The 18445-nt window shown below is 29.3% G+C and carries 12 protein-coding genes; all 12 read left to right on the top strand.

The window, feature by feature from the left end:
* Position 1: 1 nt before the first annotated feature.
* The 12 genes from LPB03_RS05060 to LPB03_RS05010 all read left to right on the top strand — a co-directional run bounded on the left by LPB03_RS05060 (position 2) and on the right by LPB03_RS05010 (position 18419).
* A complete protein-coding gene (locus LPB03_RS05060; RefSeq protein ID WP_065318966.1) occupies positions 2-1540 on the top strand; it encodes a glycoside hydrolase family 32 protein in 1539 nt (512 codons plus the stop codon).
* Positions 1541-1616: 76 nt separating this feature from the next.
* Complete coding sequence (locus tag LPB03_RS05055; protein ID WP_065318967.1) at positions 1617-2510, top strand: carbohydrate kinase family protein; 894 nt, start codon at positions 1617-1619, stop codon at positions 2508-2510.
* A 52-nt stretch (positions 2511-2562) separates the two neighbouring features.
* Positions 2563-3405, top strand: a complete 843-nt coding sequence (locus LPB03_RS05050; protein ID WP_065318968.1) for an RteC domain-containing protein — start codon at positions 2563-2565, stop codon at positions 3403-3405.
* 260 nt (positions 3406-3665) lie between these two features.
* A complete protein-coding gene (locus tag LPB03_RS05045) occupies positions 3666-3944 on the top strand; it encodes a helix-turn-helix domain-containing protein (RefSeq protein WP_065318969.1) in 279 nt (92 codons plus the stop codon).
* A gap of 543 nt (positions 3945-4487) precedes the next feature.
* Positions 4488-5201: a hypothetical protein gene (locus LPB03_RS05040; RefSeq protein WP_065318970.1), complete on the top strand. Its 714-nt coding sequence runs from the start codon at positions 4488-4490 to the stop codon at positions 5199-5201.
* 342 nt (positions 5202-5543) lie between these two features.
* A complete protein-coding gene (locus LPB03_RS05035; RefSeq protein WP_065318971.1) occupies positions 5544-6215 on the top strand; it encodes an ATP-binding protein in 672 nt (223 codons plus the stop codon).
* 38 nt (positions 6216-6253) lie between these two features.
* The gene (locus tag LPB03_RS16595; protein WP_157579352.1) at positions 6254-6418 is read left to right on the top strand and encodes a hypothetical protein; all 165 of its coding nucleotides are present in this window, start codon (positions 6254-6256) and stop codon (positions 6416-6418) included.
* Between the two features lie 197 nt (positions 6419-6615).
* Entirely contained in the window at positions 6616-7230 is a 615-nt protein-coding gene (locus tag LPB03_RS05030; RefSeq protein ID WP_065318972.1) for a hypothetical protein, read from the top strand.
* A gap of 384 nt (positions 7231-7614) precedes the next feature.
* Positions 7615-9810: a type I restriction-modification system subunit M gene (locus tag LPB03_RS05025; RefSeq protein WP_065318973.1), complete on the top strand. Its 2196-nt coding sequence runs from the start codon at positions 7615-7617 to the stop codon at positions 9808-9810.
* Positions 9810-11063, top strand: a complete 1254-nt coding sequence (locus LPB03_RS05020) for a restriction endonuclease subunit S (RefSeq protein ID WP_065318974.1) — start codon at positions 9810-9812, stop codon at positions 11061-11063. Before LPB03_RS05025 ends, LPB03_RS05020 begins: the two co-directional genes overlap by 1 nt.
* 6 nt (positions 11064-11069) lie before the next feature.
* Entirely contained in the window at positions 11070-15329 is a 4260-nt protein-coding gene (locus LPB03_RS05015) for an NACHT domain-containing protein (protein ID WP_065318975.1), read from the top strand.
* A gap of 6 nt (positions 15330-15335) precedes the next feature.
* Positions 15336-18419 carry a type I restriction endonuclease subunit R gene (locus tag LPB03_RS05010; RefSeq protein ID WP_065318976.1) on the top strand — a complete coding sequence of 1028 codons (3084 nt, stop codon included), beginning with the start codon at positions 15336-15338 and terminating at the stop codon, positions 18417-18419.
* Positions 18420-18445: the final 26 nt, after the last annotated feature.

The following is an 18445-nucleotide window of genomic DNA, read 5'->3' as shown; positions in this document are numbered from 1 at the left end:
TATGAAAATGATAAAAAGTATTAGAATATTATTGTTTGCAATTATATTAATTGTATTCTCAAACTGTAATGAGGATGATATATTTTCCAAATCAAATGCTGAATTAGTAACAATAAGCGACAATGATTATAGGCCAGATTTTCATTTTACACCACAATCAAATTGGATGAATGATCCTAATGGAATGGTATACTATGCAGGTGAGTATCATTTGTTTTATCAACATAATCCAGATGCAAATGTATGGGGACCTATGCACTGGGGGCATGCAATTAGCAAAGATTTAGTTAACTGGGAAGAATTGCCAATTGCTTTATATCCTGACAATTTAGGAAACATTTTCTCAGGAAGTATTGTTGTTGATTCGAAAAATACATCTGGTTTTAAAACAGGTAGTGAGAGTCCTTTAGTGGCTATTTTTACCCATCAAAATCCAGCTAATAATAATCAAACACAAAGTCTAGCATATAGTAATGATAAAGGTAGGAGCTGGACTAAGTATGAAAACAATCCTGTTTTAGTGAATAATGTTAAAGCAGACTTTAGAGATCCTAAAGTGTCTTGGCATAAAGAAACACAAAAATGGATAATGGTTCTTGCTGCTGGCGATGAAATTATGTTTTATGCATCATCAGATCTAAAGAATTGGGAATATAAAAATAGTTTTGGAAAAGATGTGGGAGCGCATGGTGGTGTATGGGAATGTCCAGATTTGTTTAAAATTGAAGACGAAAATGGTCAAGAAACTTGGGCTTTATTGGTCAGTATTAACCCTGGTGGGCCAAATGGAGGATCTGGCACACAGTATTTCTTAGGAGATTTTGATGGTGAAACATTTACATCTTTACAAGAAACCACCTTATGGTTAGATTATGGAACTGACAATTATGCAGGTGTAACCTGGAGTAATGAGCCTAATAATAGAAATCTATTTATGGGATGGATGAGCAATTGGAGTTATGCTCAAAATGTTCCAACCTATAGTTATAGAAGTGCTATGACATTTCCAAGAACTTTACATTGGCAAAAAAGTAATGGCGAAAGCATAATTGTTAGTAAACTACCAACGGAGATAATCTATGCAATTGGTGGTAAAATTATTGAAAACAATAATGCTGCAAGTAGATTTGAATTGTTGAATGATGAAACATTAGGAGGAGGTAAATTCTATATTGAAACTACTCTAGATTTTAGTGATATTAATGAAGCAAAAATTGAATGGGGTAATAAAAGCTCGAGTATTGTTATAAACTATAACAGAATTAATGGTGAATTAATATTAAATAGACAAGAATCAGGATACTACTTTAACAACTTGAATAGTAATATTATAAAATGCCCATATGTTTTACCTGCTTCGAATCAGCTAAAAATAAAAATGCTGGTCGATAAATCTTCAATGGAAATTTTTCTTAATAATGGAGAACGTGTCGTAACTGCTTTAGTATTTCCATTAGCACCTTTTAAAAATTTAGAGATTACTGCTAACGAGGAAATACAGTTTATTAAACAAATAAAAATAAATAAATTAAAAGAATAATTTGTGTAATTAATTTGAGTTTTTCCCATTAGAAGTTAAATTTAACTTCTTCTGGGATTTTTTTTAAAGAAATATTATGGCGAGAATAGTATGTTTTGGTGAAGTGTTATGGGATGTGTTTCCTACGCATAAAAAAATTGGAGGAGCTCCATTAAACGTGGCTAGTAGAATAAGTTCATTCAACCATAAGGTTGCAATGGTAAGTGCAATAGGGCAAGATGAATATGGTCAAAAATTAATTGAGTATTTAAATCAGAATAAAGTCGATACAGAAAATATTCAAATTAAAAAAGAATTCCAAACTGGTAAAGTAAATGTAATGCTCAATGAAAAAGGTTCTGCATCTTATGACATTAAATATCCAAGGGCATGGGATAAAATAAGATTTACAGAAGGAGCAAGAAATTTAGTTCTAAATGCTGATGCCTTTGTTTTTGGAAGTCTTGTTGCAAGAGATGAAACTTCTCGAAATACATTATTCCAATTAATTGAATTTGCAAAATATAAAATCTTCGATTTAAATTTAAGAGAGCCTTACTATACATCAGAAGTCTTAGTTTATTTAATGGAAAAAGCAGATTTTATAAAATTTAATGATGATGAGTTGTATGAAGTATGCAAAACATTAGGCTCAAAATATAATTCATTAGAACAGAATATAAAATTTATTGCAGAAAAAACCAATACAAAGCATGTTTGTGTAACAAAAGGACCACGTGGTGCAGTTTTACTATATGATAATAAATTTTTTTATAATAGTGGATTTCAAATTAAGGTAATAGATACTGTAGGTGCTGGAGATTCTTTTTTAGGATCATTAACAAGCAAATTGTTAAATAAAGAGAATCCACAAAAAGCAATAGATTTTTCTTGTGCAGTAGGTGCTTTGGTAGCTCAAAGTGAAGGTGCAAACCCTAAAATAGCAAAGGAGCATATAGAACAGTTTTTAAATCCATATGACAAATCATAGATAAAATGAAATAGAAAACCAACTCTATTTAAGAGTATAATTGTAAACTGTATTGAAAAAATATGAAGAAAAAGTAAAAGAATTAGAAAATAAATTAGAAATTTTAGAATCTGAAATAGAAGACATTTTACAAGTTGCAGAAAAAGGTATTAAAATAACTAAGAAAATACTAATTGAGATTAGAAATACTGTTGTTAAAAAAGAATTCAAAAGTAAATTAAATGAAATAAAATTTTTTAAAGTATACAAACCTCAGGTATATAGTAAAGTAATATACTATGTAACTTTATTTAATATAGAAAGTAAGAGGCCTAGAAGTAGTAATAAGTCTAAAGTTAAGTATCTCAATAATCATATAGATAAATTACAAGTTTATTTCAATGAAAACTTAGAGTTTTATCAATATTATAGAAGGGGTGCTACTTTTTTAGATGAACAATATTTTTTAAGAGGGAAAGCAAATTTGCGTTTGTATCCAGATACGTTTCATTTTTTAACAGACGAACAATTTTCTACAAGTCACGATAGCATAATAGCTACAATTTTAGCTTTTGATATGCTAATAATCCATCTCAAGAAAGAAGTTGATAAACTAGAAGACAATGGTATGGAAACAAATTTAGATGTTTTTCAAGTACAATCCAAACTATTTTGGACAGGAAATAAAACAGAATTAGTAGAGCTTATTTATGCACTGCATAGCGCTGGTAAAATAAATAGCGGTACTGCAGATATTAAAGAATTGGCAATGGCATGTGAAGAAATGTTCAATATTAATTTAGGGGATTATTATAGAACATTCCTTGAAATACGTTCAAGGAAAATAAATCAAACAAAATTCATTGATAAACTTAAGGAATCCCTAATAACTAAGATGCTTGAATCCGATGAATAGTTCCCCAACTTGGGTTTTTAAAGTGCAAATTATATTCATATAGTTTGCACTTTTTTACTGCTTCTTTTTTTTATGTTGAATAACAAATTAAAGTATTTTAAAGTATTGTAAATGAGTCTTTAAAACACCCAACTTGGGTTGGTGTTGTGAGTAGTTTTTAAATATTAAGTTCATATTTGTCTTAGAAAAAATAACTAAACTAAAAAGAAGTTGAGAATAATGTTAGAACATGTATCAAATACTTTTCCAAAAAAAAAACTATGCCAACAGCAATCATCACCACAGACGATTTAAGAGAATTCAAAGAAGAACTATTAGAAGACATCAAAGCAATCATTAATCATCAATCGGGTTTTTCGCCTAAAAAATGGTTAAAATCTCCAGAAGTCAGAGATTTATTAAGCATTTCTGCAGGAACCTTACAAAATTTTCGAATAAACGGAACATTACCATACTCCAAAGTTGGAGGGGTTATCTATTACGACTATGAAGAAATTCAAAAGGTATTAGAACATAACCGTATTCATAATAAATTCTAAAGCTTCTGTAATACTCAAGATGTCACCTTGAGCGCAGTCAAAAGGTTATTCCAGAATCTTTTAAATGAAGTAAAACGTAGAATTCGAGAAAAATAAAAGTAAGTCTTGATTTTTTGTGAAGCCTGTGCTGAATTTATTTCAGCATCTATCAAGGCAAAATGAAAAAGTTATACTCATGCAAAACGTAAACTACATAAAACATCTAAAAATATTTGAAATACAGTTAAAATACAATGTATTAAGATTTATGAACGTGCTTTTATGCTAGTAAGAATCTAAACCGACCTATTTTATTTTTAGTATGAATCTCATTTGTCATAGCATCTGGCAGGCGAGCGTCAATCATTTGAAAATAGCGTAAAAAGAAAAGCTGTCTGACACTGACTAAAAGGAAGTGGAGTTCTTTTCTTTTAGCTATTGAAAATTGATTTGACCGCAGAAGATGCAAGACTAGATTTTTTTGTTACGAAGCCTGTGCTGAACTTGATTCAGTATTGATCAATGCAAAAAAGTAAGAAGTAAAAAAATAGAAAAATAGTAGAAATGCAAAACGTAAACTACATAAAACATCTAAAAGGAATTTTTATTCAATTCTCTAAAGACAATCGGTTAAATCCAACACACATAAGTCTATACATAGCATTATTCCAAATTTGGAATAACAATCGATTTTTAGAGGAATTTTACATCAATCGCGAAGAAGTAATGCGTTTCTCTAAAATTGGCTCAAAATCAACCTATCATAAATGTATTAAAGACTTAAGTCATTGGAAATACATAGTGTATTATCCATCACACAATCCATACAAAGGCAGTAAAATTAAGATGTTCAAATTCGAGACAAGTACTGGACAAGCTCTGGTACACAGCAATACCAATATCAAGACAAGCAGTGAACAAGCACTGGTATCTATTAATAAACATATACAAACTAATAGAAACAATAAAAACATTAATAAACTTGACCAGCCAAAAAATGAAAAAGAAGTAATTATTTTTTTTAAAAAAGAAAATTGGCCAATAATTGAAGGGCAAAAATTTTTCAATCATTACCAGGGTATAGGATGGAAAGTTGGCGGAAAAACAAAAATTGTCAATTGGCAAGCCACAGCTAAAAACTGGATGATAAAAGCGGAAGAAATTTTGTCATCTCGAGCATATTCGAAAGAAAAAAATAAAGAAATACTAAAAGCAGCTAGCCAAAATATGGACAACCTCAAGACGAGTAAAAATAAAAACTACAATGAACCGCTCTAAATATCGTTGCGAGGAGGTTACGACGTGGCAATCTCTTAATCTAATATTAAAAATAAGTATAGAAAGCATAACAAAGAATTTAGAATTTAATAATAAAACTAGTCATAATTTTTAATTGACATAGGATTTGCAAGCGAGTGTCAATTATTTGAAAATGGTGCAAAAAGAAAAGCTGTTTGAGCGAAGTGAGTTCTTTTCTTTTAGCTATTGAAAATCAAATTGACCGCTGAAAATCCAAGTCTTGAATTTTTGGTTCGTTTTGTTTCAAGACAAAATGAACAGATCATTAGTATAAAAAACAACGCGTCATTCCTGTGCAGGCAGGTATCTATTTAAAAAACTATGTATAATACACCTCACATAATTCAAGTAGAAGGCATCCAATACCAATTAGGCGAACTAAAAGGCAATACAATTCACTACGATTTTCAAAAAATCCTAACCTATTTAGAAGCAAAAGGAAAAGCCTTATTTGGCAAGAACTTCAAAATCTATAAAGAAGATTACTATATCGTATATAAATTATGCGTGTATGCAATTCAGGACGAAAAAAACTGTAAAAGATTAAAAATAGATCCCCATAAAGGAATCTTATTATCGGGCCCTGTTGGGTGCGGAAAAACAACGTTAATGAAATTAGTAAGACACCTAACACCACATAAAAGAGCCTATAAAATAATTCCGTGCAGAAATGTTGTTTTCAGTTTCAATTATTTAGGATTTAAAACCATTGAAGATTATGGAAATGATGATTTTTATTGTTTCGATGACATCGGTGTAGAACCAATCGGTAAACATTTCGGGGTGGAATCCAATGTAATCGGCGAAATTTTACTTTCTCGGTACGATCTTTTTTGTCTCCCTGAGCGCAGTCGAAGGGTCAAGACACACGGCACCACAAACCTAAATGCAGATGAAATAGAAGAAAGGTACGGAAATCGAGTACGTTCTAGAATGAGAGAATTATTTAATTTAATTGCATTCGATAAAGAAAGTATTGATAAAAGGTGTTGAGAATAATTTTAAAAGTTTAGTTTTATGCTAAAAATAGTATGAATAAAAGTCAAGAAAATTTTTATAAATCAGATTCACTTTGGAGCGTTTATGGTATAAATTCTAAAGAAGAATTTTACAAAAAAATAAACTTATCTCCTAAATTTCATGAAGGTGTTCCAGAAGATCAAGCAATGAATTTAAAACCATTGAGTATCTTATAGTTTTATCATATCACCATGCAGGTTTTTTAGATGAAGCCGTAACAAAGGCTTTAGTTGCAATTGAAATTGCTATTAAATTAAAGGCAAAACAATTAGAAATTCCATTAGAGGAGAAAAACAAAAAAAATGGTAAGAACAAAAGTATAAGATTAGTCGATTTAATAGAAGAGGTTTTAAATAAAGTTGGGTTATCATCATTGCAGTTAGATTTTGATAGAGCAAGAAGAATGCGAAACGGCAGAGTTCATAAAGATTCTCATAGTTTTATGGGAGTTGTTGGGTATCCAATAAATAATATCAGGTTAATAATTAACTTAATCAATCAACTATTTTTAGAAGAATCAGAAATAAAAAATAATATTAAAAAAGAAAATGAATATAAGAAGCAAATATTAAATTTTCAATACAAGCCAATGATATTGGAATTTAATAATAAAAGAATTCTAATAAATAATATTCTATCATTCAAATATATTAAATATAATAAAACAGAGTTGCTATTGCTTTTAGTAGAACCAGTATTAACCGATACATTTAACCTTTTAGAAGAAAATCCTTCAAGGAATCCATTATTAATAACTTTTAAAGACTTTAATGTAAATAAAGAGCAAATTATTGGGTTAGATCAAAATGATAAGCAGCAAAGCATCAAGTTTACAAATAAAGATGAAAACATAATTGTGTATAATAATTTTGTTGATGACAAGGGTAGGTTATCAGATATAAACAAAACAGTTTATGATTTAGGTATCATTGGAGATGCTCCTTGGGAAATGGAAAAAATAATGTTCGATAACTCTTGGAGCAAATAAATCTAGTCAATTAAACTTCTATACTCTTTAAAAAATACTCTTAAAATTTTAAAATAATTTATTTTACTTCCTTTTGCTTTGTTTAAGTAGAATGTATACCTTTAGTTTTTATCTTTTTAGTTGAAAATTGCTTATAAATAACTAAATTTAATTATCACTTTTTAGTGTTTCTGAATGTCACTTTTGAATAAGAGACTTTCAGCATTTTCTGAGGACAAGGAATTTATGTTTAATAATGAATAAAAATCCACTATTAAATAAGCAATCCTAATGAACTAAAATATCATTTGTTAAAAAACAAACAAGGTAATGTAGTAAGTAAAATATTTGAAAGTGAAAAAACATTCATATTAAAATTAAAAGAAGAAGTAAAAATTTACATTAATGAAGCAAAAAGCACACAATAAAGTAGTAAATTTTATCTGGGGGATAGCAGATGATGTTTTAAGAGATGTATTTGTAAGAGGAAAGTATAGAGATATTATTTTACCTTTTACAGTTATTAGAAGGTTAGACGTATTACTTGAAAAATCAAAAGAAAAGGTACTAGAAAATGATCAATTTTTAATTGATAATAAAATTGACGATAAATCTGCATTGAATAGATTCTCTGGTTATCCTTTTTATAATACTTCTCGTTTTACAATGGGAAAAAATGGTCCTACAGAAGCAAAGTTTAAGTATGTGTCTTTAATGTCTGATCCGGAAAATATAGATTCAAATTTAGAAGAGTATTTAGATGGATTTGGACCAAACGTTCAAGAGATTATTTCTAAGTTCAAAATTAGAAACCAGCTTCAAACGATGCAAGAAGCTGGAATTACTTTTGCATTAATTGAAAAATTGGTTTCCAATGAAATCAACCTTGGTCCAAATGATGTAACCAACTCAAAAGGTGAAAAACTACTTGGTTTATCAAATTTAGGAATGGGGTACGTTTTTGAAGAGTTGATTAGAAAATTCAACGAAGAGAATAATGAAGAAGCAGGAGAACATTTTACGCCAAGAGAAATAATACGTTTAATGACACATGTTGTTTTTGAGCCTTTAAAAGGACAGATAAAAGAACATGCACGTTATTCTATTTACGACCCTGCTTGTGGTTCTGGAGGTATGCTTACCGAAGCAGAACATTTTGCAGAAGAAATTACAAATAACAAATCTAAGTTTGTTTTGTATGGGCAAGAAGTAAACCCAGAAACATATGCTATTTGTACTTCTGACATGCTAATTAAAAATGAAAATCCTGAAAATATCGCCTATGGTTCAACGCTAGGGAATGATGGATTTATGGGAAAGGAATTTGATTTTATGCTTTCTAATCCACCATACGGAAAGAGTTGGAAAATTGATATCGATGCTATTCAGGATGGTAAAAAAATATTAGATCCGAGATTTTCTGTAGGGACACCTAGAAGTAGTGATGGACAATTGTTGTTTTTAGCTAACATGGCTTATAAAATGAAGAACAATACAGATTTAGGTTCTCGTGTGGCTTCTGTACACAATGGTTCGGCATTATTTACAGGTGATGCAGGAAGCGGTGAAAGTAATATTAGAAAATGGTTAATAGAAAACGATTGGGTAGATTGTATTATCGGTTTACCAAAGAACATGTTTTATAATACAGGTATTTCTACCTATATCTTTATTCTTTCTAATAGAAAATTAGAACACAGAAAAGGTAAAGTACAATTAATAGATGCGACCGAAATATATAAAAAGAAGCGAAAAAGTTTAGGTAATAAATCTAATGAATTAACGAAAGATCATATTAGACAGATTACTGATATTTATTTGAATTTTGAAGCTACTGAAAAGTCTAAAATATTCAAAAACTCCGATTTTGGCTATCAAAAAATTATTATCGATAGACCTTTGCGTTTGTCCTGCCAATTTACACAAGAAAAAGTAGACGGATTAAGGTTTCATAATGCACTACAAGATGAAATGGAGTACATCTACGAACAATTTGGAGAAGATGTATACACAGATATAAAACAGCACAAAGAGTCTTTGTTAAAATACTGGGAAGCCAATGAGATTAAAGTTTCTCCAGCAAATAAGAACAAATTGTTTGATGTGAAATATTGGAAGGTTCAAAAAGGAATAATGGATGCAGCACAAAAGCTATTTAACCATTTTGGAGATACTGTTTCTAATGATTTCAATATCTATAAAGGAGAATTGGATAAGAGTATTAAAAAACTTAAAATAAGTATAAGTCCTTCTGAAAAAAAGCAAATTATTAATGCCATTAGTTGGAAGAATGAAGAAGCAGAACCAATTGTAAAGAAGAAAGAAAAAGATGGGACCATTATTTACGAACCAGATTCTGACTTAAGGGATTCAGAAAATGTACCGTTACTTGAAGATATTGATATCTATTTTAAAAGCGAAGTATTACCTCATGTTTCAGATGCTTGGATTGATTATTCTAAAACAACAATTGGTTACGAAATATCATTTACCAAGTATTTTTATAAATACAAACCTCTTAGAAGTCTTGAAAGAATAACCAAAGATTTGATAGCATTGGAAAACGAAAGTGACGGTTTAATTAAAAACATCCTTACTTAATGAGTAATCATAATACTTATCCTAAATATAAAGATTCACAAATAGGATGGTTAGGAGGAATTCCTGAGCATTGGGAAGTTAAAAAATCTAAGTACTTGTTTGATATAACCAAACGTATTTCTGGCGAATTAGGACACAATATACTTTCTATTACTCAAAAAGGTATTAAAATTAAAGATACTGAAAGTGGTGGAGGTCAATTATCTATGAATTATTCTAAGTATCAAATAGTTGATAAAGGAGATTTTGGTATGAACCATATGGATTTGTTAACTGGTTATGTTGATATCTCAAAATATGAAGGTGTTATAAGTCCTGATTATCGTGTTTTTAAATTAAAAGACAAGGAATCAGATGCTAGGTATATGTTATACTTATTCCAAAAAGGATATTGGGACAAATTATTTTTTCCTTTAGGACAAGGAAGTTCTGAATTGGGTAGATGGAGATTACCCGCAGATGAATTTAACTTATTTCAATTACCAGTTCCTCCTAAAAAAGAACAAATAGAAATTTCTAATTTCTTAGACAAAAAAACAAGTGAAATCGAACTCTTAATTTCTGATAAAGAAAAAACGATAAAACTTTTAAAAGAGAAGGCTTATAAATTATCAATCAATGGTTTTCAAGAGCCTAAAGAAGTTTCTGAGTGGGAAGATAATTTTCCAAAAGATTGGAAAACTTTAAAAGCAAAATGGATTTTTAATGAAATTAAAATTAAAAATAAACCACAAGAAGAATTGCTTGCTGTTACTCAAAATAGAGGAGTATTACCAAAATCTATGTGTAGCGAGAATTTTGTTTCACCTGATGAAAAAGGATTGTTAAGCCAAAAACTTGTTTTAAATGAGAGTTTTGTAATTAGTTTAAGAAGTTTTCAAGGAGGAATAGAATTTTCTTATTATCAAGGTATAGTAAGTCCTGCTTATACAGTATTTGTGATAAAAGAAGAATTCGATAATGAAAAATTAAGAATATTTTACAAGTATTTCCTAAAATCGAAACCTTTTATTGAGTTATTGAATACCATTATTTCTGGTATTAGAGATGGACAGAATATTAGTTTTACAGACTTTAGTACATTAAATATCCCATTACCAGATGCTAAGACTCAAGAAGCAGTATTTGAGCTTGATAAAGTAATCAAAGAGCAAGAAATCAAGGCAAAAAAAGAAATAACCTTATTAAAAGAATACCAACAAAGTTTAATAAGTGAAGCTGTAACCGGTAAAATTGATGTTAGGGAAAAATAAAAGAATATGAGAGAAGATACTTTAATCATCAGATTCTTAAAAAGAGTATGGTATTTAATTGAATACTGGTGGACAAGGTTTGTGGATTATAAATATAAAAAGTCTATATTTTCTATTTTATTAAAATGGTTTAGCATAAGTTTAATTGCTGAATTAGCAAAAGTTGGCGCAGACTTAATATTTGATGACGTTTATGAAATTATCAAAATTAATTTTGGTGTTAATTGGGAACTGTTTGCTAGAATAATTATAGACGGAATTTTAGGAGGTTTTACTATCGGATATCATTGGGTTTCTATTATAATAAAAGTTTACCTTATTACGTTATTTGCAATTCTAGAGCATAAAAAAATAAATAATGGAAATGTAGGTCGACAATTCATCTTAAAAAACATTCTATTTTGGAAGTGGAATTGGAGAGTCGTTTTTAACGTTGATATTGAATTAAATTTAATTAAAGTTGTTTATCAAAATAGTAATGAAAATTGGCAACTATCAAATAAATGGTTTAAAGAAATAAACGAAACTTATAGATTAAATAAGAACAAATTCATTAAAGAACTTCATGTTGAAAGTAAACTTGAAAAAAAACTATTTGAGCAAATAGTTAATGAACATATTAAAGTTTCTGAATACACAGAATCATTTAATACTTGTAGAAAAGCCCTTACAAAATTAAGATCAAAATTAAATGAATTAAACATTCTTATAGAAGATAATCGGGATCCTTTAATAATTAGTGATAAATCAGATTTATTTTTAGATTATCAAAGAGTAATAGACACAACAATAACAATTGATCAACATCTAAATGAAATAAGTGTATTAAGTCAAGTTAGGTCCAATCAAGATATCAGAATAGAACAGGTTTATTTTCCTATTTCAAGTTATGAACTTCGTGATTATATAGAATCAAGTAATTTTGATCTTATAAAATTAAGTACTTCTGATAAAAAGAATAATATAAGCAAGATTTTTGATGCATTTTCGCCCATACTATTATCTATTCAAGATCTAAATGAGACTATCGAAGACTTAAATAATAAAAAAGACGAGATCATTAGAAATCATTTCATTGTGCATGCAGCTGCTGGTATTGGTAAAACATATTTTGCAGCTCATATTTATAGTTCGCTCAAGAAAGATGGACATTTTCCCTTATTTATAACCGCTTCAGCATTTAGTGGAAACCATTCTAGCTTGTCACATGCTTTTCAAAAAGTTTTTAAATATTCTGAAGCAACAAGTATAATTTCTTTCTTTTCAAAATTGAATGAATTTGCAAAAAAGAAAAAGAAAAGGGTTATAATAATTATTGATGGTATGAATGAAACCACTTATAATTTGAGTGGATTTAGTCCTATTTGGGGAGATGGAATTGAGAATTTAACAGAAGATATTTCTAAATATGAATATTTAACTTTTTTAGCTACTTGTAGAACATCTTACCTCGAAAACAGTATAGAAAGAAATTTTTCTTTAGACTGTTCTCATAAACTTTCAGGTTTTGAGGCTTTTGAAACTAGAAAAAAAGCGATTGAACAATACTTTAAGCATTATAAAATTGAATCTAATGTTATTAATAGAAACAATAGTCGATTGTTTTCAACTCCACTAATTTTAAGAATCTATTGCATTAGTAAAAATGGAGACAGAGCAGGTAACGTTAAAGTGAGATTAAACCACAGTTCTTATGAAGAAACCTTATTTAAATTTATAGAAGAAGAATGTATAGATTTAGCTAACAAACTAGATAGACCATCAGCAAGACCAATTTTTAATGGAATTTTTAGAAGCTCCGAAAAATTTATTCAAGAAATTTCAGGTTCATTAAATTATAATACTTTTTTGGAATTAACACAAGGGAAATCAATTGATGAAATAATCAAATCAACATCAATAGGGTATAAGTTTCTAGAAAGCGAATTACTTTTTATGAAAGATTTTCAACCTTATTTTAAAGGCGAAAAAGTAGTTCATACATTTCAGAATGTTGGTGGTTATATATTAGCACAATTTCTTTATAATAAATATAATAAGCCAAGTGATTTTGTAAAATCAGATGAATTTTCTAAGTTATTATCAGGAATAAAAAAGAATAGAGCTGATGGAAGTTTAAATAATAACGCACATCAATTGGGATTAGATATAATGCTATTTATGGTTTATCGATATTCCAAAAGTAAAGATCCAAAATATACAGATGATTTACTAGATTATACTCAAGATCCATTGGTATTGGAATATTCATGGAGGTTTGTTTCAGATTATTCAGGTAATACTGCAAGTACTAGATTAGAGCGAAAATTAAAAGAATTAGTTACAAACTTAAATTTATGGGATGGACTATTAGAAAATAATATTGAACAATATATAGATACTGATTTTCCTTTAAATTTTCTATATATCAAAGATTTTTTACTTGAAGTTAATCCTTTTCTTATAGAATTAACTTGGGTCAAAAATATTTATGAAAACAGTTCAATTTTTCAAGACTTTTTAAAGGAAGATTTTTCTACTTTTGATTCTAATCAGTTAAATATAGCACTTGAGTTAACAATTTGGCTTCTAGAATCTACAATTCATGAAATAAGGGATTCTGCTTCTAAAAACCTTTTAGAATTTGGATGTAATAATCCAGAATTCATACTTTTAAAAGTAGAAAAATATTCTAAAGTAAAACGTTTATACATATTCGAACGTTTAACAGGTATAGCATACGGAATCTGTTTACGTAAACAAAATGATCAATCATTTGTTAATAATCAATTAAAGCCATTAGCTAATACAGTATATAATCTTCAATTTAAACCAGAACCTGCTGAACCTTCATATCATTACATAGTAATTGATAGTTTCAAACATATTATTGACTTAGCAATTTATTTAAAAGTTTTTGAATTGCCTGTCCAAGAATTAGCGAGATTGAAACAGTATAAGTTTAACGCATCTGCAGTTTGGGATGACATTAGTGATGATGACAGAAATAAAGTATCCTTGAAATGGAGTAGTCATCCGGATCCAGATCCATTTTCAGGGGATTTTGTCACTTATACAATTCCAAGATTATTAGATATTAATAATGAAGGTCATTTAGACGCAGTGGCACACATATTTAAGCGGTTAATAGATTCTGGTTATGAACAAAAAGTTTACAAAGATTTTCCTGAAGGAATTGAACAAGATTTTTATTTTGGATCAAGTAAGTCAGATATTAAAGGTAAGGTTGATAGGTTGGGTAAAAAATATTCTTGGAATGCTTTTTTTGAATATGCTGGTTACCTTCTAAATCTAGGAGAATTGCCTGTTTTTTATGATGGAGAAAAAGACTCAAGTGTTACAAGTTTTTATGATCGATTAAGTGATGTTGAGATTGAGGTTAGTAATCCGCAAAAAAAATATCTGAATAAAAAGTTATTTTCAGAGAAACTATTGAAAGATAAAACAGATTCACAGGAGTGGCCATATAAAGAAAAGTTCAAATCCCTTGATGAAGTTTTTAATTATCAATTCGATTCAAATGATTATACTTTATTATATGGTTATTTTGAGGAAGGTGAAAAAAGTAAATTTTCTTACGATGTAAGATCTTTTTTACTTGTAACATCTTTTCTTGTTAAAAAAGAGGACCTATTAGGTAAAGAAGATCAAATATTAAATAAAACATTGAATTGGGATTTTGATTTACACTCAAATAATTCTATTGATAACACTTATTTTGGAGAACTTTATTGGGCCGATTCTATACCCGAAATAAAAAGAAATAGAGAGTCTATTGTTTACTATAAACCTAATGGCAAAGATAAAAGTCTTATTAAAAATAAGTTGTCAGGATTTGAAGGAGAAGAAACCAAAGAGATTATTAAAAAAGGGATCGAACTAGATACTGTTCAAGTTCAAGTACCAATTGAAGTTGAACCTGCTTTAGTAGAATACTCTTGGGAGACTAATTCAAAAGTTTATCCTGCTTTAAGAGGGAATATACCTTCTCCGAATATAGGTAAGCATCTTAATTTGAAAGCAGATGCTGAAAATTTTCAAATACTAGATAAAAATAATAAAAGAGCATTTGTATCTGTTGAATTCGAAGAAGAGGGTATACTTAGACAGAATTCAGATTACATCCGAACAGATTTATTGAGAAAGTATCTAGACGATAAAGACTTAGTATTAATGTACCAAATAAAACAACATACTTTTGATAGAAAAGCAGGTGATGGAAGTGGAGACTTTAGAGGTATGCAGTTCAAAATTAAAGAATTATAAATTGATATGATAAAACCAAAAGACACATCCGAAAAAGCATTACAAAAGCTAATTGTAAAGCAGCTTGTAGTAAAACATGGCTATATAGAATCTGTATCTAACGATTTTGACAGGGAGTTTTGCATCAATAAAGAGCAATTGATGGCTTTTTTAGAAGAATCGCAGTTAGCTAACTATAATTACATTCAACAAAAAGGAGAACGCTCATTTCTGGTTCGTTTAGACAAACGAATTCAAGATAAAGGGATTATAGAATTACTCCGTAAAGGGTTTAAGTACAATGATAAAACCATCATGTTTTTTTATCCAGAACCTAATTCTAATTACAATTTAAAAGACCAAGCAAAATATGATGCTAATATATTCTCAGTTACAGAAGAATTAATTTATACAGACAACAACAAAAATAGATTAGATCTAACCATTTTCTTAAATGGGTTGCCAATAATTACAACAGAGTTAAAGAACGCATTTACATATCAGGCAGTTCAAAACGCTATAAAACAGTATATGTATGATCGTAATCCAAAGGACAAGATATTTAACTTAGGGCGTTGTATGGTTCATTTTGCTGCTGATACGACCCAAGTGTATATGACGGGTTCGTTAGCTCATAAGAATACTGCGTTTTTTCCATTTAATAAAGGACAAAATGAAGGAAAACCATATGCTCCTTTTGGTGCTGGAAACCCCATAAATCCAAATGGACTAAAAACTGCATATTTATGGGAAGAAGTGTTAAGTAAATCAAGTTTAAGTAACATCATTCAAAAGTTTGCTACGCTTATTTCTGAGATCAATCTTGAAACAGGAAAAACAAAACGTATTCAAATTTTTCCAAGGTATCATCAATTAACGGCAGTTAGAGAGATTTTAGCAGATACTAAAGAAAATGGAGTAGGAGGTCGTTATTTAGTGCAACACTCAGCAGGTTCTGGTAAGTCGAATTCCATAACTTGGTTAACGCTTCAGTTAGTCTCTTTATTTGGAAAGGATAATGGTACATCATTATTTGATAGTGTTATCGTTGTAACTGATAGACGAGTTCTAGATGAACAAATAAGAAAGAATATAAAATCTTTTGCCCAAGTGAAAAAAATGGTGGAAGCGATTACGGGAGATGCAAAAGATATAAAAGCATTAGATCCTAATGAAGATTCTTTTAGTAAAACGACTCATATGCGATTGGCTTTGGCTAATAATAAGAAAGTGATTACATGTACAGTTCAAACATTTCCATTTGTTCTTAAAACAGTTCAAGATATGGCGACTAAAAATGTAGCTATTCTAATTGATGAAGCTCATAGTAGTCAGAGTGGGGAAGCAGCAGCTAGTATGAATGCGTTGTTTGCAGATATAAATGCAGATGATATTCCAAGAGACGAAGAAGGAAAAATAAGTACTGAAGATTTACTAAATCATCTAATCGAAGGGCGTAAAATGCTCAACAATGCAAGTTATTATGCATTTACAGCAACTCCAAAGAACAAAACTCTTGAAACATTTGGTTTTGAGCAAGCTTATAAGGATGAGCATGGAGAGGAGCATTTTGAATATTTACCTTTCCATACGTATAGTATGAAACAAGCTATAGAAGAGGAGTTTATATTGGATGTTCTAAAGAATTATACTACTTGGAAATCTTTTTATAAAGTAAAACAGGAACAAGATGCGACTGGAGAAGAACAGTTTGAAACAAAAAAAGCAAATAAGCAAATTAGAGCCTTTGTAGAAGGTCATGAATTGGCTATTGCAGAGAAGTCAAAAATAATGATAGACCATTTCAATGAACATGTTCGCATGCGTATTGAAAATAAAGCCAAAGCTATGGTAGTTTGTAGGTCTATAGAGTCTGCAATGAAATACAAGGAAGCCTTTGATAAATATTTAAAAGAAATTAATTCTTCGTTTAAGACGATTGTTGCATTTTCAGGAAAGAAAAAACATTGGGCAACAGGAGAGGAGCTTACTGAAGAAAAAATGAATGCTTTCGAAGATGGCTTAAATGATATTCCTAAACAGTTTAACACAGACCAATATCGTTTTTTAATAGTTGCAGATAAGTATCAAACAGGTTTTGATCAACCATTACTGCATACAATGTACGTAGATAAACAGTTGTCAGATGTCCAAGCAGTTCAGACTTTATCGAGGTTAAATAGAGCAAAAAAACCACATAAGAGAGAAACTTTTGTATTAGATTTTTTCAACGAAATAGATGATATTCAATCAGCTTTCCAACCATATTACACAACAACTATTCTTAGTAAAGAAACAGATCCAAATAAGCTTAATGATTTACAAGAAGAATTAGATGAACTTCAAATCTATGATGAAGATTTAGTGAAAGTATTTTTTGAAGATTATTATGACGAAAAAACAGATAGAAGCACGTTAGATAATATAATAGATCAAATTGTTAGAAATTTTAATGAAGATTTAATCCTTGATCAGCAAGTTTTATTCAAAGGAAGTGCAAAGTCTTTTGTTAGAACTTATAGTTATTTATCTCGCATATTAAAATTTAAACAACCATATTGGGAAATGTTGTGGTTAACATTGAAACATTTAATTCCACATTTGAAAATTGAAGATGAGCCAAATGAAGAAAATGTACTTGAAGTAATTGACATGGACAGCTATCGTACAAGTAGAATGATAGATAAAATAAATATATTATTAGAAGATGCAGAAGGTTATGTAGAACCAATTCCTGTACAAATGGGTGGCGGAATGGCAGATTCTGAATTTGACACTTTAGAAAATATTGTTAATTCCTTTAATAACCGTTTTGGTGATATTGATTGGGGTGAAGGTGTAGATGCAAAAGAGGCAGAAGCCATTTTAACAAAAGATATCCCAGAACGATTAGAGAATAATTTAGAAGGATTGATGTCTATTTTAAACTCTGATAAAACCAATGCTCGTGAAGAATCTAATATTTTAGTGAAAACATTAATGCAAAATATGATGTTTACGAATACAAGTATTTATAAGAAGTATGCAGATGATGATAATTTTAGAAACCGTTATCAAGAGTTTATTTTTGATATGTTGTGGAGTAAATCTCAAAAGGATCTGAGGAAATAAAATAGAATTTATTTTTTTTTAAAATT

Origin of the sequence: Polaribacter vadi (assembly GCF_001761365.1) — a bacterium.
Taxonomy (GTDB): Bacteria; Bacteroidota; Bacteroidia; order Flavobacteriales; family Flavobacteriaceae; genus Polaribacter; species Polaribacter vadi.
Note: the sequence above shows the minus strand (reverse complement) of the source record. Positions and strands in the feature narration are given on the sequence as shown.